Origin of the sequence: Kineococcus sp. TRM81007, assembly GCF_022669155.1 — a bacterium.
Taxonomy (GTDB): domain Bacteria; phylum Actinomycetota; class Actinomycetes; order Actinomycetales; family Kineococcaceae; genus Kineococcus.
The window spans coordinates 171,910-193,217 of record NZ_JALBVB010000057.1 but is presented as its reverse complement, the minus strand read 5'-3'; the positions used below and the strand labels follow the sequence as shown (position 1 = coordinate 193,217).

Below are 21,308 nucleotides of genomic sequence, written 5' to 3'. Positions count from 1 at the left end.
AGGCGGAGACGGGCTGGCCGCTGGTGGTGCCGACGGCAGCGGGGGCCTGCTCGCCCTTGCGGTGGGCGCTCTTCAGCGCGACGACGGCCAGGGCCGTGACGACGGTGCCGACGAGGATCGCCAGCAGGTACAGCAGCGGCTCACCGACGAGCCCGAGGACGACCACGCCGCCGTGCGGGGCGCGCAGCGTGTTCCCGAAGGCCATGACGAGGCCGCCGGTGACGCCGGAACCCAGCACGCAGGCGGGGATGATGCGCAGCGGGGCCGCGGCCGCGAACGGGATGGCGCCCTCGGAGATGAAGAACGCCCCCAGCAGGACGGCCGCCTTGCCGTTCTGCTGCTCCGCGCCGGTGAACAGGCGCTTGCGCAGGAACGTCGCCAGCGCGATGCCCAGCGGCGGGGTCATGCCCGCGGCCATGACGGCGGCCATGACCTTCAGCTCCACGGGGCTGCCGGAGGAGGCGGCCGCGGTGGCCAGGCCGGTGGTGGCGAAGGTGTAGGCGACCTTGTTCACGGGGCCGCCGAGGTCGACGGCCATCATGGCGCCGAGGATGACGCCCAGCAGGACGATGCCGGAACCGGACAGCGAGTTCAGGCCGCTGGTGAGGGAGTCCATCAGCCACTTCAGCGGCCGGCCGAGCACCACGAGCATGACGAACCCGGTGACGATCGTGGCCACCAGCGGGATGACGACGACGGGCATGATGCCGCGCACCGCGTTCGGGACGTTCAGCCGCGCCAGGCCGAGGGCGACGAAACCACCGAGGAAACCCGCGGCCAGGCCGCCGAGGAAACCGGCCCCCACGGTCACCGCGAGGGCGCCGCCGACGAAACCGGGCGCGATGCCGGGGCGGTCGGCGATGCCGAAGGCGATGAAACCGGCGAGGACGGGAACGAGGAAACCGAACGCGGCCTGGCCCACGACGAGCAGCAGGCCGGCCCACTGCTCGCGGTCGGCGACGTCGAAACCGTCGGCGAACAACCCGGTGAAGTAGGCGTTCGCGCCCACCCCGTCGCGGTCCAGGGCGATCTCGTACCCGCCCAGCATGAACGCCAGCGCGATGAGGATTCCGCCGGCGGCGACGAACGGGATCATGTAGCTGACGCCCGTCATGAGCCACTGCCGCACGCGGGTTCCGACACCGGCGCCGGAGGTGGCCCTCGTGGCCGGTGCTGCCGGCGCGGTGGCCGTGCCGGGGACCTCCTCGGCCGGTTCCACGGCCGGGCCGGCGCCGGTGCGGGCACCGGCCGCCTCGACGGCGGCGACGGCCGCGGCCACGACACCGGGGGCGTCGGCGACGGCCTTCTTCACCCCCACGTCGACGAACGGCTTGCCGGCGAAGCGGTCCTTGTCGCGGACCTCCAGGTCCGCGGCGAAGATGACGCCGTCGGCGGCGGCGACGACGGCCGGGTCGAAGGGGGCGGAACCCGCGGCGCCCTGCGTCTCGACGGTCACCTCGTGCCCGGCGGCCTTGCCGGCCTGCTCCAGGGCCTCGGCGGCCATGTACGTGTGCGCGATGCCGGTGGGGCAGGACGTGATCGCGACGAACTTCATCGTCCGTAGACCTCTTCCATGACGGTGCGGGCGACCGACGCGGCGTCGGGCGCCTCGAGCAGGGACTGGCGGAAGGAGACGTGGACCAGCTTGCGGGCCAGCGCGGCGAGGATGGTCATGTGGTCGGCCTCACCCGTGGTGGGGGCGGCGATGAGGAAGACGAGGTTGGCCCGGCCGTCCGGGGCCCCGAAGTCGACGCGCTCGCCGGAGACCACGCGCCCCACGGCGAGGCTCGGAACCGTCACGGCCTCGGAGCGGGCGTGCGGCAGCCCGATGCCGCCGGGGATACCGGTGGCCATCTGCTCCTCGCGGGCGGCGACGTCGGCGAGGAACCGCTCCAGGTCGGTGACGCGCCCGGCGGACTGCAGCTTCTGCGCGAGCTGGCGCGTGGCGTCGACGCGGTCGCCGGCGCGCAGGTCGGCGATGACGAGGTCGCCGGTGATGAGGTCCGGGGTGTTCGCGGTGTCGCTCATGGCTGCAGGTCCTTCACGGGGGTCTCGGGGTCGGGGTTCTCGACGACGCGGACGCCTCCGGCGCCGGCGCGCGTCTGCTCGGGGCCGGGGACGGTGCTGCCCGGCAGGAGGACGGCCGCGCGGCCCCACGCGACCGCGGTGGCCAGCCGCTGCGGGGCCGGGCCGTCGGCGGACAGGTAGCCGGCGAGGGTGCAGTCGCCCGCGCCGACGGTGCTGCGCGGCACCAGGGCCGGGCCGCCGGCCCACCAGGTGCCCTCGGCGGTGGCCAGCAGCGCGCCGGCCTCGCCGAGGCTGACGAGGACGTCGCCGCAGCCGCGGGCGCGCAGGTCCGCGGCGGCGGCGCGCACGTCGCCCACCGTCGTCAGCTCGCGGGCCACCAGCTCGGCCAGCTCCTCCAGGTTGGGCTTGACCACGTCCGGGCCGGCCTCCACGGCGGCGGCCAGGGCGGGGCCGGAGGTGTCCACGGCCGTGCGCGCCCCGGCGGCGCGGCCCAGCCGCACCAGGCGGGCGTGCAGGTCGCCGGGCGCTCCCGGCGGCAGGCTGCCGCTGGAGGCCAGCCAGCGCGGACCGACGGTGAGGCGGGCGCGCACGGTGCGCTCGAGCGCCTCGACCTCCTCCGCGCCCAGTACCGGGCCGGGCTCGTTGAGCTTCGTGGTGGTGCCGTCGGCCTCGACGACGGTGGTGTTGGTGCGCACGGTCCCGGCGATCGCCACGGGGACCACCTCCACGCCCTGCGGGGCCAGCAGCCCCACCAGGCGGTCGCCGTCCAGGCCGCCGCACGGCAGCACCGCTGCGGCGCGCGCGCCGTGCAGGGCCAGCGCCCGGGCGACGTTGACGCCCTTGCCGCCGGCGTCCTCGCTCGCCCCGCGGGCGCGGTGCACCTCGCCGCGGGTGAGGACGTCCAGCTCGAGGGTGCGGTCGATGCTGGGGTTGGGCGTGACGGTCAGGACCGCCGGGTGCGCGGCGCTCACGCCCGCACCACCCGCGGTCCGGCGGCCTCGACGTCGGCGACGACGTCGGGGTCCGCCCCGGTGTCCGTGATCACGGTGTCGACCCCTTCCAGGTCAGCGACGTGGGCGAAGTCGTCGCGGCCGAGCTTGGAGTGGTCGGCCAGGACGACGGTGCGGCGGGCGGCGCGCATGAGGGCGCGCTTGACGCCGGCCTCGGCGAGATCGGGCGTGGTCAGGCCCCGCTCGGCGCTGAGGCCGTTGGTGCCGAGGAAGCAGACGTCGGCGAAGACCTCCGCCAGGGCCCGCTCCGCCCAGGCGCCGACGGCGGCCAGGGTGCGCCCGCGCACCTGCCCGCCGACCAGGTGCAGGGTGACGTTGGCGCGGGTGGCGAGCGCCTGGGCGACCTGCAGGCCGTGGGTGACGACGACGAGGTCGCGGTCGGTGGGCAGCAGCTCCGCGAAGCGGGCGGTGGTGGTGCCGGCGTCGACGACGACGGTGCCGCCCTCGGGCAGCTCGGCCAGGGCGGTCTTGGCGATGCGCTCCTTCTCGGCGCTGAAGACGCCCTGGCGCTCCCCCACGGCCGGTTCGGAGCCCAAGCGCTCGACGGGGATGGCCCCGCCGTGCACGCGACGGACCAGGCCGTGGCGCTCCAGGGCGGTCAGGTCGCGCCGGATGGTCTCGGGGGTGACGTCGAGGGCCTCGGCGAGCGCAGTCACCTCGACCCGTCCGGCCGCGCGGGCGGTCTCGAGGATCGCCTGGTGGCGCTCCGGTGCGTACATCGCCGACTCCGTCGTCTCCGTGCCGTCCCCCGAGGGGTCCACGAGCCCGTTCGGACCCGGTACCGAGGATGATGAGCCCGTTTCGGGCTCGATGTCAAGCAAACGGGCACGAACGGACACCGCCTGGGCGTGAAACCACACGGAGCGGAAGCACCCCGACGCAGGACGCCCCCGCGACCGGTACGGTCGCGGGGGCGTCTCGTGCGGGGCGCGGGTCCCCGGCGTCAAGCGTCAGGCGTCGATGCGCTCGCGGTCCAGCCGCTCCGCCCCGGCGATGATGAAGTCCTTGCGGGGGGCGACGTCGTTGCCCATGAGCAGCTCGAACACCCGCTCGGCCGCGGCGCCGTCGGCGATGGTCACCCGCCGCAGCGTGCGGTGCTGCGGCTCCATGGTCGTCTCGGCGAGCTGGTCCTCGTCCATCTCCCCCAGGCCCTTGTACCGCTGCGGCTCCCTGTAGGTGCGCCCGCGGCGGTTCAGGTCGGCGGTGACGCGGCGCAGCTCGGCGTCGGAGTAGGTGTAGACGACCTCCTTCTTCGCCCGGCCCGTGCCGTTGACCTCCAGGCGGTGCAGCGGCGGCACCGCGGCGAAGACCCGCCCCGCCTCCACCAGCGGGCGCATGTAGCGGAAGAAGAGCGTCAGCAGCAGGGTGCGGATGTGCGCGCCGTCCACGTCCGCGTCGGTCATCAGCACGATCTTGCCGTAGCGCACCGCCGACAGGTCGAAGCTGCGGCCCGACCCGGCACCGACCACCTGGATGATGGAGGCGCACTCGGCGTTCTTGAGCATGTCCGTCACGGACGCCTTCTGGACGTTGAGGATCTTCCCCCGCAGCGGCAGCAGCGCCTGGTACTCGGAGTTGCGCGCACCCATCGCCGTGCCCAGCGCCGAGTCGCCCTCGACGAGGAAGAGCTCGGTGCGGGTGACGTCGTCGGAACGGCAGTCCTTCAGCTTCGCCGGCAGGGAGGACGACTCCAGCGCGTTCTTGCGCCGCTGCGTCTCCTTGTGCAGGCGCGCGGAGATGCGGCTCTTCATCTCCGCGACGACCTTGTCCAGCACCGTGGCGGCCACCTGCTTGTCCTCGCGGCGCGCGGAGGTCAGCTGCGCGGTGAGCTCGCGCTCGACCACGCGCCGGACGATGGCCCGCACCGCCGCCGTGCCCAGGACCTCCTTGGTCTGCCCCTCGAACTGCGGCTCGGCCAGGCGGACGGTGACCACGGCCGTCAGGCCCGCCAGCACGTCGTCCTTCTCCAGCTTCTCGTCCTTGCCGACCTTCAGGCGGCGCGCCTGCGCGTCCACCTGCGCCTTCACCGCGGCGAACAGCCCCTGCTCGAACCCGGACAGGTGGGTGCCGCCCTTGGGCGTGGCGATGATGTTGACGAAGGAGCGGACCGTGGCGTCGTAGCCGGTGCCCCAGCGCAGCGCGACGTCGACGACGCACTGGCGGCGCACCTCCTGCGGCGTCATGTGCCCGTTGTCGTCCAGCACCGGCACGGTCTCGGTGAAGGTGTCCTCGCCCTGCAGCCGCCACACCGGCGTCACCGCCGCGTCCGGGGTGAGGAAGTCGGCGTACTCGCCGATGCCGCCGTCGTGCTGGAAGACCTCCTCGGTGGGCTGCTCGCCGCGCTCGTCGCGCACCACGATGCGCAGGCCCGGCACCAGGAAGGAGGTCTGCCGGGCGCGGGCGGTGAGCTCGTCGTAGGAGAACGCCGCCGTCTTCAGGAAGATCTGCGAGTCGGACCAGTAGCGCACCCGCGTGCCGGTCACGCCGCGCTTGACCTTGCCGACGACCTCCAGGCCAGTCGCGGGCGCGAAGGGGGCGTCGGGGCCGTCGCCGTCGTAGCGGCCGGGAGTGCCCCGGCGGAAGCTCGTCGCGTACGTCTTGCCGCCGCGGTCCACCTCGACGTCCAGCCGCGCCGACAGCGCGTTGACGACGCTGGCGCCCACGCCGTGCAGGCCGCCGGAGGCGGAGTACGAGCCGCCGCCGAACTTGCCGCCCGCGTGCAGGTGCGTGAAGACCACCTCCACGCCGGACAGGCCCGTGCGCGCCTCGGCGTCCACCGGGATGCCGCGCCCGTCGTCGCGCACCTCCACGGAGCCGTCCGCGCGCAGGACCACGTCGATGCGGGTGCAGTGCCCACCCAGGGCCTCGTCGACGGAGTTGTCGATGATCTCCCACAGGCAGTGCATGAGCCCGCGGGAGTCGGTGGAGCCGATGTACATGCCGGGGCGCTTGCGGACCGCCTCCAGGCCCTCCAGGACCAGCAGGTGGGCGGCGGTGTAGCCCTCGGACCCGCTGCCCTCGGGCGTGCGGGAGCGGGGCGTCGAGCTGGGTGGAGTCACCCCGGCAGGGTAGACGGCACCGCCGACGCGGTTCCGGTCACCGCGCGCCGTCGCGCTCACCCCTCCGCCCAGAGCGAACGCGTTGCTCCCCCGGCGTGGGAACGCGAGCGCGGACCCGGGGGTTGGGACAGAGTGGGCGCGGGAGCACCCGCTGCCGCCGCCCGCAGGACCGGAAGGAGTCGTGGAGTGACCACCACAACAGCCCTTGCCAGCGACCCGATGACGGCCGCCGACCGCTGCGACCGTTGCGGTGCGCAGGCCTACGTGCGGGCCCTGCTGGCCTCCGGGGGCGAGCTGCTCTTCTGCGCCCACCACGGGCGCGAGCACCGCGACGCCCTCCGCGAGGTCGCGCGGGACATCCAGGACGAGTCCCGCAGGCTCACCGCGACGACGCCGGCGAGCGCGCCGGTCGAGGAGCGCTGAGGCGGCGCTGAGCACCACCAGCACGGACCGACGAGCCCGGCGCCACCCCCGTGGGTGACGCCGGGCTCGTCGTCGTGGCCCTCGCGATCGCGGTGGGTCTCGTCGGCGTCGTCGTCCCGGTGCTGCCCGGCACCGTGCTCATCGGCCTCGCCGCGCTGGTGTGGGCCGCCGTGGAGGGCGGGGCCGCCTGGGCCTTCCTCGCCGGCGTCGCCCTCCTGCTCGTGGCCGGTCAGGTCGCGATGTACCTCGTGCCCGGCCGCCGCCTGAGCCGCGCCGGGATCCCCCGCACCACCCTGCTGCTCGGCGGCGCGCTCGGCGTCGTCGGGTTCTTCGTCGTCCCCGTCCTGGGTCTGCCGCTGGGCTTCGTGCTCGGGGTCTTCCTCTCCGAGCTCGCCCGGGCCTCGCGCGCCCGGCTCGGGGCGCGCACCGCGTGGTCCTCGACCGTGCAGGCGCTGAAGGGCGTGGGCCTCAGCGTGGCCATCGAGGGCCTCGCCGGGACGCTCGCCGCGGCGACGTGGGTCGCCGGCGCGCTCGTGCTGCGCGGCTGAACCCACCACCGGCTCGGCGCCCCGGGAGGCGGGGCTCAGCCCGGCGGTCCGGACCCCGGATCGCCGCCGAGCTCCGCGAGCCGCCTGCGCAGGAGCTCCGCCAGCTCCACGGACTCCCCGTCGCGCGCGCCGCGTCCCACCTGCAGCGGGGGGTCGGCCGGCGCCGGGCGCACCCCCAGCAACCGCTCACGCAATCCTCCGTCCACGGTGAGCACGTGGAAGACGCCGTCCTCGGTGACGGCCAGCGACTCGTCGCGACGCAAGTACCAGCCGTGCAGGCCCGTGCGGGCCCGGCCCCCCGCCACCCGCGCCCGCAGCGGGACGGGGTCGATCCGCCGGCGCCGCACCTCGGCCACGAAGCCCGCCAGCAGCCGGTGCGCCTCGGAGGTCTCCGCGAGGCGGGCGCGCTCGGCCGCTGCGGCGTGGGCGGCGGCCGCCTCGGCCCGCCCGCGCCGCCACTCCTCCCGCTCCTCGGGCGTCGCTCCCGGCACACCGGGACGCTAACCGGTGCCGAGCACGTCGGGAAGCCGTGGGAGCCCCTCGCACGCACCTCGGCCCCCGGTCCGCGCGAGGCGGTCCGGGGGCCGGGAGCACCGACGAGCGATCAGTCCAGGTAGTCGCGCAGCACCTGCGAGCGCGAGGGGTGGCGCAGCTTGGACATCGTCTTGGACTCGATCTGGCGGATCCGCTCGCGCGTGACGCCGTAGACCTTGCCGATCTCGTCCAGCGTCTTCGGCTGGCCGTCGGTCAGGCCGAAGCGCATGGACACCACGCCCGCCTCGCGCTCGGACAGCGTGTCCAGCACCGAGTGCAGCTGCTCCTGCAGCAGCGTGAAGCTCACCGCGTCGGCCGGCACGACCGCCTCGGAGTCCTCGATGAGGTCACCGAACTCGCTGTCGCCGTCCTCACCCAGGGGGGTGTGCAGCGAAATGGGCTCGCGGCCGTACTTCTGGACCTCGACGACCTTCTCCGGGGTCATGTCGAGCTCCTTGGCGAGCTCCTCCGGGGTGGGCTCGCGGCCCAGGTCCTGCAGCATCTGCCGCTGCACGCGGGCCAGCTTGTTGATGACCTCGACCATGTGCACCGGGATGCGGATGGTGCGGGCCTGGTCCGCCATGGCGCGGGTGATCGCCTGGCGGATCCACCAGGTGGCGTACGTGGAGAACTTGTAGCCCTTGGTGTAGTCGAACTTCTCGACCGCGCGGATCAGACCGAGGTTGCCCTCCTGGATCAGGTCCAGGAAGAGCATGCCGCGGCCGGTGTAGCGCTTGGCCAGGGAGACCACCAGGCGCAGGTTCGCCTCGAGCAGGTGGTTCTTGGCGCGGCGGCCGTCCTCGGCGATCCACCACAGCTCGCGCTTGAAGATCGGGTCGATCGTCTCGCCGGAGTGCAGCTTCTCCTCGGCGAACAGGCCCGCCTCGATGCGCTTGGCGAGCTCGACCTCCTGCTCGGCGTTGAGGAGGGCGACCTTGCCGATCTGCTTGAGGTAGTCCTTGACCGGGTCGGCGGTGGCGCCGGCGGTGGCGACCTGCTGAGCGGGGGCGTCGTCGTCGTCGTCGGTCAGGACGAAGCCGCCGACGGTCTTCTTGGCGTCCCCGCTCTCCTCGGCCGGCTCGGCGGTGTCGGCGACGACCCCGTCCTCGACGACCAGGTCCTCGTCCTTGACCTCCACGAGCTCGTCGCCGCTGGGCTCCTCGCCGGGGGCGGGCTTCGCGGCGGTCTTGGCCGCGGTCTTCGTGGCGGTCCTGGTGGCCGTCTTCGTGGGCTTCGCGGCGGTCTTGGCCGCGGGCTTGGTGCCGGCGGCCTCACCGTCCACCGGAGCCGCGGCGCGCTTGGCCGCGGGACGGGTCGACGGTGCCGCGGACTTGGCCGCCGACTTGGTGGCGGTGGCCGTGGAGGTGGAGCGGCGGGTGGACGAGGCCGCCACGGCGCGCTTGGGGGCGGCCTCGGGGACGCGCACGGTGATGCCGGCGTCGTCGAGGGCACGCAGCACGGCCTTCATGCGCTGGACGGGCAGCTGGGCGTCCTCGCACGCGGTGCGCACGGCGTGGGCGTCGACGAACCCGTGGGTGGTGCCGTGCTGCAGGAGCTCCTGGAAGGGAGCGGACGCGAACTCGGGCGGGAGCGGCCGGGATGTCGGGACCGACGACACGGACTGCCTTTCGTCGTGGGCGGAACGGGACTGCGCGGGCAGCAGCCGACAAGGTCAACACCGGCGGGCACCGTTGCATGCCCACTGAGGACGACAAACGCCGATTGTGGCACGACGGGAGGCCTCCTGGCGCACCGCACCACCCTGGAGGACCGCTCGCGGTCCCCTGCCGGACGTCTCCCGGACAGCTCGCGGACCCGCGGGGAGGTCTCGCGACGGCCCCCCGGCGCGGGATCCGCCGGGCCGTCCCGGCGGGCTCACTCCTCCGGCTTGACCGCCAGCACCGGGCAGGGCGCGTCCAGGAGGATGCGCTGGGCACTGGCCCCGAGGATGAGCTTGCCGACGGGGGTGCGCCGCCGCAGGCCGATGACGATGAGCCCGGCGCCGGAGTCCTCCGCCGCCTCGATGAGGTCGTCGGCGGGGTCCTCGCTGTCGGGCACCTCGCGCAGCTCGTGGCCCAGGCCCGCCGCGTCCAGGCGGGCACGCACGTCGTCGTGCACGGCGCGCAGCTGTTCGGCCTCCTGGGCGTCGGCCTCCTTGCCGGGCCGCCGGCTGTGCACGACCACCAGCGGCAGCCCCAGGCGCAGGGCGGCTGCTCCGGCCTGCTCCAGGGCGGTGCGCCCCTCCGGGTTGGCCACGTACCCCACGACGATCCCCATGCGCACACCCTCCTGGACCACGCTGCGACGTGCGACCGGGTCCTCGACCGGCCCGCACCTGCCCGACGGCCCCGTCCCGGCGCTGCCGGGCGCAGCCGCCGCGACCGTACTAGACGCCCCGCACCGGTCTCCTCGCGCGGGTGCGGCGGGGCCCGGCCGCGCCCTCCGGTGGCCGCAGGGCTCAGCCGGCGCCGCGCTCGCGCGGCGGCAGGCCGGCGCGCAGGGCGGTGGCGACCAGCCCGGCGAGCCGGTGGCCGGGGTCCGCCTCCAGGGCGGCGCCGGTGCAGGCGTCCGCGCGCACCCCGTCGCCGACGGACCAGTACGCCCACCCGGCCACCGCCCAGGCCCCGGCACCTTCCCGGCCGGGGGCGTGCCGGGCGAGGTCGACGGCGAGCGCCGCCGCGGCCGCCGTCCGGGTGCGGTCGGGCTCGGCGCGCAGCGCCCGGTGGACGAGGTCGCCCGCCGCGGGGTCGGCGGTGCCCGGGCGGCTGCGCACCAGGGCGGCGACGGCGGGGGCGCGCAGGTGCTCGGGCGCCCCGGTGAGCAGGGCGGCGTCGCGCACGGGCACGTCCTCCAGCGCGGCCAGCAGGCGGCCCGCCGCGCGGGCGTCCGGCAGCACCGGCGCCCCCGGGGGCAGGTAGCGCGCGACCTCCCGCTCGAACTCGGCCAGGGCCCGCTTGCGGCGCACGGCGGTCCGGGCCGGCGGTGCGGCCGCGCGGGCCGCGCGGGCCGCCTCGCGGCGCTGCGCGGGGAGCGGGGTGCGCTCGGGCAGCGCGGCGTCGCGGTCCACGACGGCCGACAGGCCGCGGCTGACGGCCTCGGCCGCGACCCGGTCGGCGGCGGGTGTGCGCACCGGCAGGCCGGCGGGCGGGCAGCAGCGTGCGTCGGTGCAGGTGAGGGAGCGCCAGCGGCCGGCCGCGACCAGCACCGCCTCCACCACGGGCACCTGCGCGTCGCGCAGGCCGGACAGGGCCGCCGCGACGGCGGCGGCCCCCGCCGGGCCGGTGCGCAGCCCGGGCGCGGCGCCGGGCGCGCTACCGGACCCGGTACCCGTCTCGTCGTAGCAGACGACCAGGACCGGGCCGGCGGTGCCGCGGGCGCGCGTGCGCAGCAGGCACGCCACGGCCTCGGCGGCGGCCTGCGCGGCCCCGTCCCGCCCGGCCCGCGTCGGCTCCTGCGGCGCGGCAGCGGGCGCGGGGGCCGGGGAGGGCAGGTCCACGCGCACCACCGCCCCCAGCGGGCAGGGGCGGCCGGCACCGCCGTCCTCCAGCTCCACCAGGACGAGGCTGTGCCGGGGGTGGAAGCCGAGCCGGTACGGCAGCACGGCGAGCAGCTCACCCGGCCCGGACAGGAGCAGCGGCGACGGGGACGGGGACGGGGACGGGGACGGGGACGGGGATGGGGACGGGGATGGGGACGGGGATGGGGACGGGGGTGCGGGGTCGGCGGTCACGGCGCCACCGTGCCGGGGCGGCCGGGACGCAGCGGCCCGCAGTCCACAGCCGGCGGCGCCCCGCGAGGCGCCCGCCCGCTGTGACGCCCGCGGCGAGGCGGTCCCGAGCACGCCCGGACGGACCTCGAGGGGCTTGAAGGGGCCCCGAGGGGCCCCGAGGGGCCCCGAGGGGCCCGTGCGGACCTCAGCACGGCGGGTCGGTGCGCCGCGACCGCCAGCCGGCGTAGTCCTCGGTGGCGCTCAGCAGCGCACCCGCCGCCCAGGCGGCGACGGCGGCGTCGTCGAGCAGGCCGAGCAGCGGCAGCACGGCCTCGGGCACCGCGTCGGCGGGCGAGAGCAGGTAGACCAGGCCCAGGGCCGCACCGGCCAGCCGGGCGCGGCCGGGACCGCGGTAACGGCCGGCCACGGTGTCGGAGACCAGCGCCGGCACGGAGCGGACCCGCTCCTCCACGCCGGGCGTGCCCGGCGGGGTCCCGCGGCGCAGGGTCGACCACAGGACGGCCAGGGCGGCGCGGCGCCGGTGGGGTCCCGCGGCGGGCGGCCGGCCGGCCGGGCTCACCGCGGGCCCCCTCACGACCGGTCGGGGTCGCCGTCCACGCCGCCCCCGGCCACCGGGGGCAGCGCGTGCTCGGCGTGCTTGGCGATGCGGCGCAGCATCAGGGCGTCGGCGCCCGCGCCGACCGCGCCGCCCAGCACGGGCACCGCGCGGCTGCCGGCGCGCACCAGCCCCCCGGTGCCCACTCGCGCGAGCAGGCGGAAGCCGACGCCCTTGTTGAGGAGCATGAGCACCGCGGGGGACCAGCGACGGGTGGCCAGCGAGGCCAGGCGCCCGCCGATGTCCAGGCGGGGCAGGCCGGCGGACTTCAGCACGTCGGTGGCGTCGGCGCCGACGAGGGTCAGCAGCACGGCGCTGCGCACCTCCGGGCGCGAGGTGTCGTAGCCGCGCAGCTCGGCGACGGCGGCGACCGCGCGGGTGGCCAGCACGTAGAAGCCGGCGACGTTGGCGGGCAGGGCCACCGGCAGCGTCACGAGACCACCGACGCCCGTGGCGAAGCCGCTGGCCGCCACCAGCCGGGTGTGCCGGCGGACGACCTCGTGCACGGCCGACTCGGTGCTGGGGTGCCCGGCGCGCGCCCGGCTCGCCACGGCGACGGCCCCGTCGAAGGGGCCCTTGCCGTCGATGCCGACCGCGAGCAGCCGCTGCACCAGGGCAGCGGCGCGCGAGTCGTCGACCTCCTGCGCCTGCGCGGCGGTGACCTGCGGGTGCCGGTCGCGGCGTGCCACTGGTCTCGTCCCCCCTCCGGCCGGCCGGACGTGACCGGGCCGCAGCAGACGCTAACCGCAGCGCGTCGCCGGCGCGCGCCGGACAGGCGGCCCGGGCGGCACGGGCGGCACAGGTGGCTCGGAGCGCCTCAGCGGGCGGGGTCCTGCTCGCTGAGGTAGGCGGCGACCTCGGCCACGCCGTCCTCGACGTAGCGGCGGCGGGCCCACGGGCGGGGCGCGCGGTCGCCGGCGGCGGCGGGCGGACGGTCCGCCGCGGGCATGAGGGCGGGGTCCAGCCGGCGGCGGGTGCGGCGGTCCAGCACGAAGGGCACGAGGAAGAGGACGAGCAGCGCGGTCTGCACGAACGTGAGCATGGGGACTACCTCGGCAGGCGTCGCCGCGGACTTCAGCGCGCCTCGGCGACCGGGAGGGAGGGCGGGCGGGGCGGCGCGCGGCTGGTTGGATCGGCGGGTGCCCCGTTCCCCGCGACCGCGCCCGGCGCGCCCCGCGCGTCCCGGCACCAGGAGACCCGGGCCGGTGGAGGGCGAGGCCCTCATCAGCACGGGCACCGTGCGCCTGGAGCGCGACCGCGACGACCCGGACGGCTGGCTGGTGCTGGTCAACGGGGTGCCCAGCTCGTACGTGGACCTGGCCGACCCGGAGCACCTGGTGTTCGAGTACCAGCAGTGGACGGCGGCCGTGCTGGACGCCGTGCACCCGCCGGGCCCGCTGCGCGTGGTGCACCTGGGCGGTGCGGGCTGCGCCTTCCCGCGCTACGTGGCGGCCACGCGGCCCGCCTCCCGGCAGCTGGTGCTGGAGGTGGACGAGCGGCTGGTGGACCTGGTGCGCCGCAGCTTCGGGGCGAGCGGCTCGGCGGGCTTCAAGCTGAAGGTGGCCGACGCCCGCGCCGGTGTCGCCGCGCTGCCGGACGCGAGCCAGGACGCGCTCGTGCGCGACGCCTTCGCCCACGACCGGGTGCCGGTCCACCTGGTGACGGTGGAGTTCCTGCGGGAGGTCTCGCGCGTGCTGGCGCCGGGCGGGGTGTGGGTGGCGAACCTGGCGGACCGGCCGCCGATGCCGCACGCGCGGGCGGAACTGGCCACGGCCGCGGCGGTCTTCGAGCACGTCGCCGTCCTCGCCGAGCCGGGCGTCTTCCGCGGGCGGCGCTACGGCAACGCGCTGCTGCTGGCCTCGCACGAACCGCTGCCCGAGCGGGAACTGGTGCGGGCGCTGTCCGGCGGCGCGGCCCCGGCCCGCCTGGTGTCGGGCGCCGACGCGCGGCACTTCGCCGCGGGGGCGAGCGTTGTCACCGACGCCGCCGTGGCGGGCCCCGGGCCCGCCGCGACCCCGACCGCCCCTCCGGAGGAGCCCACCGCATGAACCTCGCGCTGCAGATGGCGTCCGCCGGCGGGTCCGGCGGCCAGGCGACCGGTCAGACGGGCGGGCTGACGGGCTTCGTGCTCGACACCGTCGCCACCCTGGGCGCGCCCGGCGTGGGAGCGCTGAGCTTCCTGGAGGTCGTCTTCCCGCCGATCCCCAGCGAGGTCGTGCTGCCGCTGGCCGGCTACCAGGTGCAGCAGGGGCGGGTCAGCCTGCTGTGGGTGGCCGTGCTGTCGGTGCTGGGGGCGTTCCTGGGCTCCCTGCTCCTTTACTGGGTGGGCCGGGCGGTCGGGCTGCGCCGCGCCGCGGCGGTCGCCGACCGGATCCCCCTCATGGACGCCGACGACGTGCACCGCTCGTCGGACTGGTTCCGCCGGCACGAGGGCGCCTCGGTGTTCACGGGCCGCTTCGTGCCCGGGGTGCGCAGCCTCATCTCCCTGCCGGCGGGCGCGGCGCACATGCGGCTGTGGAAGTTCTCGCTGCTGACCGTGCTCGGCTCGGCGCTGTGGAACGGGCTGCTCATCGGCCTGGGCATGCTCCTGGGCACGCAGTACCGGCTGGTGGAGCAGTACGGGCAGTACCTGGACTACGTCTTCTACGCGGCGATCGCGGCCGTGCTGGCGTGGGCGGTGCTGCGGCGGGTGCGCCAGCAGCGCGGGGGGCAGCACGGGGAGCGGCGGGGCGGCGACGACGACGAGGTGGACGTGCGGCGAGCGGAGGGCGAGCAGCAGAGGGGCCGCTGAACCGGGCCACCGGCGAGCCCCCGGGCGGCACGCGGCGGTCGTGGACCGCGGCCGGGGTCCCGACCGGCTCTGCTGACCGCGCCGCGCTCAGGTCAGGGCGTCGTCGCGGCTGGAGCCCTGCGGGCGCGCGCGCCGGGCGGCGGACCCCCGGCGCACCGCCTCGCGCATCCGGGGCACCACGACCCCCTCGCGGGCCAGCAGTTCGCGGGTGCGGCGGCGGCTGACGAGGATGCCGGCCACGCCGAGCGCCCACAGGGGGAACTGCACGGTGAGGGCCAGCTTGAAGGCGCCCAGGGAGTAGGCGCCTGGGCTGCCGGCGCCCTGCAGGTCCAGGACGACACCGACGGCGAGCACGAGCACCACGGTGGAGGCGAAGCCCATGACGTTGGTCATGCCGGTGGCCCCGCCGAGGCGGTGGACGGGGTTGGAGGTGCGGGCGTAGTCGAAGCCGATCATCGACCCGGGGACGCCGGCGCCCAGGACGACCACGAGCAGCACGAGCAGCGCCAGGGGTGCGCGGCCGGGCCAGGCCAGCACGGCCGTCCACGCGAGCACCTGCCCGGCGACGACGGCCAGCACGATCCAGGAGCGGCGCAGCGGGTGGCGCGCCACCAGGGTGCCCATGAGGGGTCCGGTGCCGGCGGCGACGACGGTGTAGAGGGTCAGCAGGGCGCCGGCGGCGCCGGTGGACAGGCCCTGCCCGGAGACGAGGAACGGGTAGCCCCACAGCACGGCGAAGGCGTTGCCGGCGAACGGGGTGGCCCAGTGGGTCCACAGCCCCAGCCGGGTGCCGGGGTGGCGCAGCGCGTCGCGCAGGTCCCCGGCGACCTGACGGGCGCCGCGCCGGCTGCGGGGGTCGGGTGCACCGGGCGGCACGTCGCGCAGCACGAGGACCGACAGGACCGCGGCGAGGACGCTGAACGCGGCGAGACCGGCGTAGGCGGGCGTCCAGCCGGGGCCGTGCAGCAGCGCGACCAGCGGCAGGACGCTGAACACCTGCCCGAGCTGGCCGAACAGCCCGACGAGCTGGGTCATCACGGGCACGCGGCGCGGCGGGAACCAGTTCGTGACCAGCCGGATCACGGAGGTGAAGGTGGCGGCGTCGCCGGCGCCGACGAGGACGCGGGCCAGGACGGCCTGCCAGGTCTCGGTGCTCAGTGCCAGCAGGAGCTGGCCGGCGCCCATGGTGGCGCCTCCCAGGACGACGAGGCGGCGCGGGCCCCAGCGGTCGATGAGGACGCCGACGGGCACCTGCAGCAGGGCGTAGACGAGGAACTGCAGCACGGCGAAGCTGGACAGGGTGCCGGCGCCGATGGCGTAGCGCTCCTGGGCCTCGAGCCCCGCGGCGGCCAGGGAGGTGCGGTTGGCGACGGTGACGACGTAGGCGACGGCGCCGACGGCGAAGACCAGCCACGCCCCGCGCACGGCGCTCGTCCGGTCGTCGGCGGGGCGGGTCGGGGCGCTCACCGGGCGCTCCGCAGCCGCTGCCCGGCACCGCGCACGTGCTCGCGCACGAGGTCCAGCCAGCGCCCGCGGTCCTGGCCGGCCAGCGCCTCCAGCAGCGCGGCGTGCTGGTCGAGCGTGGTGCCCATGCGCTCGCGGGAGCCGCGCACGATGGCCACGCCCATGCGCATCTGGCGGTCGCGCAGGGTGTCGTAGAGGCCGGCGAGGATCTCGTTGCCGGCGGCGCGCACCACGGTGGCGTGGAAGGCGCGGTCGGCGGCGGTGAAGGCCCAGGCGTCGCCGGCCTCGCGGGCGGTGCGCATGTCGTCCAGGTGCCCGGTCAGCGGGCCGGTCAGCTCGGCGCGCAGCTCCCAGGCGCGGGCGGCGGTGTGGACCTCGACGAGCTCGCGGGCCTCCAGGACGTCCTCGACCTCGGCGGGAGAGACGGGCACGACGAGGGCGCCGCGCTTGGGGATGAGGTGCACCAGCCCCTCGGCCTGCAGGCGCAGCAGGCCCTCGCGCACGGGGGTGCGCGAGACGCCGACGCGCTCGGCGACCTCGCCCTCGGTGAGCAGGTGCCCGCCGGGCAGGGAGCGGTCGAGGATGGCGGCCTTGACGTCGGCGTAGACGCGCTCGGCGGCGGGCGGGGCAGCGTGCACCTGAGCTGTGTCCATGATGTATCTATCCTCGCACGGCGAGGACCGCGTCAGCCCAGCGCCCCCGCCGCCACCCGCAGGTCCGCCACCAGGGCGGCGTACGCCCTCTCCCGCTCGGCCTCCGGCACGCGCAGCACCGCCGAGGGGTGGATGGTGCCCAGGAACGTCTTCTCACCGCGCGAGGTGACCCGGCGGATCAGCTGCCCGCGGTGCTTCGTGACGCGGAAGTCCTTCGGCAGCAGCGCCTTGGCCGCCGTGGCCCCCAGGCACACCACGACGTCGGGGTCGACCTGCGCCAGCTCCGCCGCCAGCCACGGCCGGCAGGCGGCGACGTGGGCGACGTCGGGGCTCGCGTGTATGCGCCGCCTGCCCGGGGCCTCCTGGCTGAACCGGAAGTGCTTCACCGCGTTGGTGACGTACGTGGTGGCCAGGTCGATGCCCGCCTCGGCGACGGCCCGCTGCAGCAGCCGGCCCGCCGGGCCGACGAACGGGACCCCGCGCCGGTCCTCCTGGTCGCCGGGCTGCTCCCCCACCAGCGCCAGGCGCCCGTCGACGGCCCCGGCGGAGAACACCACCTGCGTCGCCGGTTCCCACAGCTCGCAGCCGCGGCACGCGGCGGCCGCCGCGCGCAGCTGCTCCACGCTCGCGCCCGCGGGGACCCACTGCGCCGCACCGGGGCGCTCGGGTCGGCGCGCAGCACCGTCGGGGGCGCCGTCGGGGGTGCGGGTCGCGGTGTCCGGCGGGCGATCGCTCACCCCCCGATCATGGCCCCGGCCCCGGGCGGGCGCCCGCTGCGGGGTGCCCCGCCGCAGCGGGGCACCCCGGACGCTCAGCGGCCCTTGCGGGCGCCGGTGACGCTGTCGGCGACGGCGGCGGCCGCGCTGCGGTCGGCGCTCTTGGCCTTCTTGTCCACCCGCTTCTCCTTCAGCGACTTGCCGGCCTTCTTGACGGACCCGTTGCGCGGGGACTTGTCCACGGTGTGCTCCTCGCCGCCCGGTCGACCGGGCGTGCTCGCGCCTGCTCGGCGCGCTGTGCCGCGTGGTGCCGGCCCGGGGCCCTGGAGTCCCCCGTCGTGGTGCTGCGGGTCGGCGACGGGGCCCCTCGGGCCCCGTGCGGTCCCTCGACGGTACGCCCCCGCCGCGTCAGCGCGGGACCGGCGGGGCGCTGGGCCCGACGGGCAGGTCGTTGCGCACCGCCAGCGTCGCCCCGGCCCGGCGCACCGAGCGACCGTGCTCGGCGGGCAGCACGTCGCGCAGGAACCCGTAGCGGCGCAGGAGCTCCGCCGTGGCCGAGGTGCGCGGGCCCAGGCGCAGGTGCGAGAACCAGTCGGCGATGTCCCCCCACCCCGGCGCCGACAGCGAACCGCCGAACTGCTGCACGCTCAGCCCCGCACACAGGTTCGCGAACGCCAGCCGGTCCGCCAGCGGCCAGCCGGCCAGGGTGCCGGTGAGGAAGCCCGCGCCGAACACGTCCCCGGCCCCGGTGGCGTCCAGCGCCTCCATCCGCAGCCCCGGCACCTGCGCGCTCTCCCCCGTCGTCTGGTCCACCGCCACCGCGCCGTCCGCCCCGCGCGTGACGACGGCCACCGGCACCCGCTCCGCCAGCGCGGCCACCGCGGCCTCGGCGTCGTCGGTGCGGGTGTACCGCATCGCCTCGACGTGGTTGGGCAGGAAGGCGTAGCAGTGCTCCAGCCCGGCGAGCACGTCCGGGCTCCACTGCGTCGAGGAGTCCCACCCGACATCGGCGAACACCAGCGCGCCCTGGTCCTCCGCGCGCAGCACCCACGGCTGCGGGTCCGCCTCCAGGTGCGCCAGGCACGCTCGCGCCGCCGGCACCTCCACCGGGTCCGGCACCGGGGGCGGGTGCTCGTGGGTGACCATCGCCCGGTCGCCGCCGTAGGCGAGGGAGACGGTGACCGGCGAGTGCCAGCCCTCGACGCGGTGGGAGGTGGACAGGTCCACCCCCTCCTGCTGCCCCAGCGTCTCCCAGCAGAACCGCCCGTAGGCGTCGGTGCTGAACGCCGCTGCCAGCGAGGTGCGCAGGCCCAGGCGCGCGGCGGCCACGGCCATGTTCGCGATGCCGCCCGGGCACGAGCCCATGCCGGAGGTCCACACCTCCGTGCCCAGGCGCGGCTCGGCCTCCAGGCCGGTGAAGACGATGTCCAGGAACACCGTGCCGCGCACGTGGACGTCGAAGGGCGGCGGGTTCTCGGGCACGCCCCGATGCTGGGCGATCGCGCCGGGCCCCGCAACGGTTCAGCGCTGCACGGCGCCGCGCAGGGTCGCCAGGCCGCGGTGGGCGTTGCTGCGCACCGTGCCGGTGGTGACGTCGAGCAGATCGGCGATCTGCTCGTCGGCCATGTCCTCGAAGTAGCGCAGCACCAGCACGGTGCGCTGCTTGACCGGCAGGGCGCGCAGCGCGGTGAGCAGCTGGTCGCGGTCGGCCAGCTGGGTGCTGGCGTCGGGGCGGGCGCGCCCGGACGCCTCGGGCAGGGCCTCACCGGCGGGCCGCTCGCGGCGGGCGGCGCGGCGCCACCAGGACGTGCACGCGTTGACGACCATCCGGTTGACGTAGGCGACCGGGTCGTCCGCACCGGCCACGCGCCGCCAGGACAGCAGCGCCTTGGCCAGGACGTCCTGCACGACGTCCTCGGCGGTGTCCGGGTCGCGCAGCAGCCCGCGCGCCAGCCGGACGAGGGCCGGGCCGCGCGCGGCCACGAACTCCTCGAACGTCAGCACGCCCGGAGCCTCCCGCAGCGCGGTGCCCGCCGGGCTCACCGGGTCACCCCCGCACCGGCGCGCGCCAGCGCCTCGCCCGCCAGCGCCTGCACCCGCTGCACCAGGGCGCTCTCGTCCGCGGCGAAGACCTCGGCCGTGAGGTCGACCACGACGTCGCCCTCGCGGGCCACCACCCGCACCCGGTGCTGGGGGTTCTGCCCCTCGAAGGGGGTCGTCCACCCGGTCACCGAGTCGTCCCCGACGCCGGAGCCGGGCCGCACCCGCCACGTCGCGGACCCCGGCGCGTCCGCGGCGCACCCACCGGCCTGCTCGCGCGCCTGGAGCACGAACTCGCGCGCCCCGCCGTCGCGGAAGAGGAGCACCCGCTCACCCACCGACTGCCGCAGCGGCTGCACGACGGTGCTCTCCACGTACCAGCCGGCCGAGCGAGCGGCGACCACGGTCGCCGGCAGGCCGAAGACGTCGTCGCGGCACAGGCCCACCGCCGGGCTGCTCGCAGCGGGCTCCACCTCCGGCTGCACCGCTGCCGCCAGGGCGGGGTCCGCGACGGCCGACGGCAGCAGCTCGCGCACGGCGGCGTCGTCGAGCAGCGCCTCGGGAGGCACCCCGGCGGCCTGCTGCGGCGCCACGGCCGGGGTGCGCACCGGCGGCGGGGCGACGGACCACTGCGACAGGCCCAGCGGCACCACCACGGCCACCGCCGCGACCGCGCCGGCCACGGTGCGCCGCCGGCGGCGCACCGCTCGGGACCGGCCGCGGGCCGCCGCGCTCAGGGCGACCACGTCCACGCCGGGGTCGCTGCTCCCCAGCGCCCGCAGCGCCCCGGCCACCGGGTCGTCGCCGCACCCGTCGTCGTGCCCCTCGCCGTGCTGGTACCCGTCCACGGTCCTCCCCCGTCCCGCGCCCCGTGCGGGCCGCCGTGCAACGGACGCGCCGGCCGGCGCGTCCGTTGCACGTGATGCTCACCAGGACCACCCGTTCCCTGCTGCCGCTGCTGCTCGCCGTGGCCGGTGTCGCCGCCTGCGGCGGCGGCACCGCCCCGGCCGCGACCGCGGAGCCGGCCACCACCGCCACCTCCCCCGCGGCGACCACCACCACGGCCACCCCCACCGCCCCGGCCGCGACCACCGCTCCGGCGGGGAGCGCGACCGCCCCGCCGACGACGTACGCGACACCCACCGACTCGGCCGCCGACCAGGCCCTGTCCGACCTGGCCGGCGCCCGGGGCGCGGACGTGGTCTCGCTGGACCCGGCGACGCCCGACCAGCCGGCGCTGGCCGCGCTCGTCACCGACGAGGGCACCGGCGCGACGCTGGAACTGCTGCACTGGGAGCGCTCGGGCTGGGTCGCGGACGCGACGCTGGCCCTGCCCGAACCGGTGCTGGCCGACCGCGAGGGTGGTGCGGTGCAGTGGCGGCACCTGACGCAGGACCTCTGGTCCGACGCGGTGGTGTACCTGCAGGGCGGCACGCTGCACTCAGGCGTGAACGCGGTGGTGGCCAGCCACCACGGCGGCCGGTGGTCGCTGGTGCCGCGCGAGGGGGTCGAGGAGGGCGAGGGTTCACCCGTGCTGCTGGGGAACCCGCTCTTCGACGACGGCGCGGTCTTCGTCACGCGGGCGAGCGCGGGCGGGGAGGTGGTGGCGCAGTACTGGCGCTTCGACACCACGACGGGGGCGTGGGGGGAGCAGCCGGGCCCCTCGGTCGACTGAGGGCGGGCGCGGAGCAGGATGGGGTGCGGGGATCCCCCCCGT

24 protein-coding genes are annotated in these 21,308 nt (G+C 76.7%); 5 read left to right on the top strand and 19 right to left on the bottom strand.

Going from position 1 to position 21,308, the window contains the following annotated elements; all coding sequences use genetic code 11:
- The 5 genes from MN205_RS18095 to MN205_RS18075 form a co-directional block, all read right to left on the bottom strand.
- The coding region (locus MN205_RS18095) for a PTS fructose transporter subunit IIC (protein ID WP_242129752.1) at positions 1-1,555 on the bottom strand (1,555 nt) is incomplete at its 3' end.
- On the bottom strand, positions 1,552-2,028 hold the full coding sequence (locus MN205_RS18090) for a PTS sugar transporter subunit IIA (protein ID WP_242129750.1): 477 nt from the start codon (positions 2,026-2,028) through the stop codon (positions 1,552-1,554). The genes MN205_RS18090 and MN205_RS18095, both read right to left, overlap by 4 nt.
- Positions 2,025-2,999: a 1-phosphofructokinase family hexose kinase gene (locus MN205_RS18085; protein WP_242129748.1), complete on the bottom strand. Its 975-nt coding sequence runs from the start codon at positions 2,997-2,999 to the stop codon at positions 2,025-2,027. Before MN205_RS18085 ends, MN205_RS18090 begins: the two co-directional genes overlap by 4 nt.
- On the bottom strand, positions 2,996-3,757 hold the full coding sequence (locus MN205_RS18080) for a DeoR/GlpR family DNA-binding transcription regulator (RefSeq protein WP_255820659.1): 762 nt from the start codon (positions 3,755-3,757) through the stop codon (positions 2,996-2,998). The genes MN205_RS18085 and MN205_RS18080 overlap by 4 nt, the downstream gene beginning before the upstream one ends.
- A gap of 231 nt (positions 3,758-3,988) precedes the next feature.
- Positions 3,989-6,097: a type IIA DNA topoisomerase subunit B gene (locus tag MN205_RS18075; protein ID WP_242129745.1), complete on the bottom strand. Its 2,109-nt coding sequence runs from the start codon at positions 6,095-6,097 to the stop codon at positions 3,989-3,991.
- Between the two features lie 219 nt (positions 6,098-6,316).
- On the opposite strand from MN205_RS18075, the gene MN205_RS18070 reads away from it, so the two are divergent.
- On the top strand, positions 6,317-6,520 hold the full coding sequence (locus MN205_RS18070) for a hypothetical protein (RefSeq protein ID WP_255820516.1): 204 nt from the start codon (positions 6,317-6,319) through the stop codon (positions 6,518-6,520).
- 50 nt (positions 6,521-6,570) lie between these two features.
- The gene (locus MN205_RS18065; RefSeq protein WP_242129742.1) at positions 6,571-7,068 is read left to right on the top strand and encodes a DUF456 domain-containing protein; all 498 of its coding nucleotides are present in this window, start codon (positions 6,571-6,573) and stop codon (positions 7,066-7,068) included.
- 35 nt (positions 7,069-7,103) lie between these two features.
- Here MN205_RS18065 and MN205_RS18060 read toward each other — a convergent pair whose 3' ends face one another.
- The 7 genes from MN205_RS18060 to MN205_RS18030 all read right to left on the bottom strand — a co-directional run bounded on the left by MN205_RS18060 (position 7,104) and on the right by MN205_RS18030 (position 12,969).
- On the bottom strand, positions 7,104-7,559 hold the full coding sequence (locus tag MN205_RS18060) for a hypothetical protein (protein WP_242129741.1): 456 nt from the start codon (positions 7,557-7,559) through the stop codon (positions 7,104-7,106).
- Positions 7,560-7,672: 113 nt separating this feature from the next.
- Positions 7,673-9,220, bottom strand: a complete 1,548-nt coding sequence (locus MN205_RS18055) for an RNA polymerase sigma factor (protein ID WP_308220305.1) — start codon at positions 9,218-9,220, stop codon at positions 7,673-7,675.
- A gap of 257 nt (positions 9,221-9,477) precedes the next feature.
- On the bottom strand, positions 9,478-9,879 hold the full coding sequence (locus MN205_RS18050) for a universal stress protein (protein ID WP_242129740.1): 402 nt from the start codon (positions 9,877-9,879) through the stop codon (positions 9,478-9,480).
- Positions 9,880-10,060: 181 nt separating this feature from the next.
- The gene (locus tag MN205_RS18045; RefSeq protein WP_242740407.1) at positions 10,061-11,332 is read right to left on the bottom strand and encodes a DUF4192 family protein; all 1,272 of its coding nucleotides are present in this window, start codon (positions 11,330-11,332) and stop codon (positions 10,061-10,063) included.
- A 184-nt stretch (positions 11,333-11,516) separates the two neighbouring features.
- Entirely contained in the window at positions 11,517-11,891 is a 375-nt protein-coding gene (locus MN205_RS22110; RefSeq protein WP_242129738.1) for a YkvA family protein, read from the bottom strand.
- A gap of 11 nt (positions 11,892-11,902) precedes the next feature.
- Positions 11,903-12,616 carry an EcsC family protein gene (locus MN205_RS18035; RefSeq protein ID WP_242129736.1) on the bottom strand — a complete coding sequence of 238 codons (714 nt, stop codon included), beginning with the start codon at positions 12,614-12,616 and terminating at the stop codon, positions 11,903-11,905.
- Positions 12,617-12,744: 128 nt separating this feature from the next.
- Positions 12,745-12,969, bottom strand: a complete 225-nt coding sequence (locus MN205_RS18030; protein ID WP_242129735.1) for a hypothetical protein — start codon at positions 12,967-12,969, stop codon at positions 12,745-12,747.
- Between the two features lie 163 nt (positions 12,970-13,132).
- On the opposite strand from MN205_RS18030, the gene MN205_RS18025 reads away from it, so the two are divergent.
- Both MN205_RS18025 and MN205_RS18020 read left to right on the top strand, forming a co-directional pair.
- Positions 13,133-13,975, top strand: a complete 843-nt coding sequence (locus MN205_RS18025) for a spermidine synthase (RefSeq protein WP_242129734.1) — start codon at positions 13,133-13,135, stop codon at positions 13,973-13,975.
- Positions 13,972-14,718: a DedA family protein gene (locus MN205_RS18020; protein ID WP_242129733.1), complete on the top strand. Its 747-nt coding sequence runs from the start codon at positions 13,972-13,974 to the stop codon at positions 14,716-14,718. Before MN205_RS18025 ends, MN205_RS18020 begins: the two co-directional genes overlap by 4 nt.
- Positions 14,719-14,805: 87 nt before the next feature.
- On the opposite strand, the gene MN205_RS18015 is transcribed toward MN205_RS18020, so the two are convergent.
- The 7 genes from MN205_RS18015 to MN205_RS17985 form a co-directional block, all read right to left on the bottom strand.
- Positions 14,806-16,185, bottom strand: a complete 1,380-nt coding sequence (locus MN205_RS18015) for a nitrate/nitrite transporter (protein ID WP_242129732.1) — start codon at positions 16,183-16,185, stop codon at positions 14,806-14,808.
- Positions 16,182-16,835: a GntR family transcriptional regulator gene (locus MN205_RS18010; protein WP_242129731.1), complete on the bottom strand. Its 654-nt coding sequence runs from the start codon at positions 16,833-16,835 to the stop codon at positions 16,182-16,184. The genes MN205_RS18015 and MN205_RS18010 overlap by 4 nt, the downstream gene beginning before the upstream one ends.
- A gap of 32 nt (positions 16,836-16,867) precedes the next feature.
- On the bottom strand, positions 16,868-17,458 hold the full coding sequence (locus MN205_RS18005) for a UdgX family uracil-DNA binding protein (RefSeq protein WP_374115982.1): 591 nt from the start codon (positions 17,456-17,458) through the stop codon (positions 16,868-16,870).
- Positions 17,459-17,646: 188 nt separating this feature from the next.
- Positions 17,647-17,793: a hypothetical protein gene (locus MN205_RS18000; protein WP_242129728.1), complete on the bottom strand. Its 147-nt coding sequence runs from the start codon at positions 17,791-17,793 to the stop codon at positions 17,647-17,649.
- A gap of 166 nt (positions 17,794-17,959) precedes the next feature.
- Entirely contained in the window at positions 17,960-19,033 is a 1,074-nt protein-coding gene (locus tag MN205_RS17995; RefSeq protein WP_242129726.1) for a PfkB family carbohydrate kinase, read from the bottom strand.
- A gap of 39 nt (positions 19,034-19,072) precedes the next feature.
- The gene (locus tag MN205_RS17990; RefSeq protein WP_242129724.1) at positions 19,073-19,594 is read right to left on the bottom strand and encodes a SigE family RNA polymerase sigma factor; all 522 of its coding nucleotides are present in this window, start codon (positions 19,592-19,594) and stop codon (positions 19,073-19,075) included.
- Entirely contained in the window at positions 19,591-20,439 is an 849-nt protein-coding gene (locus tag MN205_RS17985; protein ID WP_242129722.1) for a hypothetical protein, read from the bottom strand. The genes MN205_RS17990 and MN205_RS17985 overlap by 4 nt, the downstream gene beginning before the upstream one ends.
- A 74-nt stretch (positions 20,440-20,513) precedes the next feature.
- Between MN205_RS17985 and MN205_RS17980 the strand changes: the two genes are divergently transcribed.
- Positions 20,514-21,266, top strand: coding sequence for a hypothetical protein (locus MN205_RS17980; RefSeq protein WP_242129720.1), 753 nt, complete (start codon positions 20,514-20,516; stop codon positions 21,264-21,266).
- Positions 21,267-21,308 lie beyond the last annotated feature (42 nt).

Bases quoted from the DNA above. Each gene is read 5' to 3' on its own strand.
- MN205_RS18050 (WP_242129740.1), bottom strand. From the start codon at position 9,879: ATGGGGATCGTCGTGGGGTACGTGGCCAACCCGGAGGGGCGCACCGCC.
- MN205_RS18030 (WP_242129735.1), bottom strand. From the start codon at position 12,969: ATGCTCACGTTCGTGCAGACCGCGCTGCTCGTCCTCTTCCTCGTGCCC.
- MN205_RS18090 (WP_242129750.1), bottom strand. From the start codon at position 2,028: ATGAGCGACACCGCGAACACCCCGGACCTCATCACCGGCGACCTCGTC.
- MN205_RS18070 (WP_255820516.1), top strand. From the start codon at position 6,317: ATGACGGCCGCCGACCGCTGCGACCGTTGCGGTGCGCAGGCCTACGTG.
- MN205_RS18020 (WP_242129733.1), top strand. From the start codon at position 13,972: ATGAACCTCGCGCTGCAGATGGCGTCCGCCGGCGGGTCCGGCGGCCAG.
- MN205_RS17980 (WP_242129720.1), top strand. From the start codon at position 20,514: ATGCTCACCAGGACCACCCGTTCCCTGCTGCCGCTGCTGCTCGCCGTG.
- MN205_RS18010 (WP_242129731.1), bottom strand. From the start codon at position 16,835: ATGGACACAGCTCAGGTGCACGCTGCCCCGCCCGCCGCCGAGCGCGTC.
- MN205_RS18080 (WP_255820659.1), bottom strand. From the start codon at position 3,757: ATGTACGCACCGGAGCGCCACCAGGCGATCCTCGAGACCGCCCGCGCG.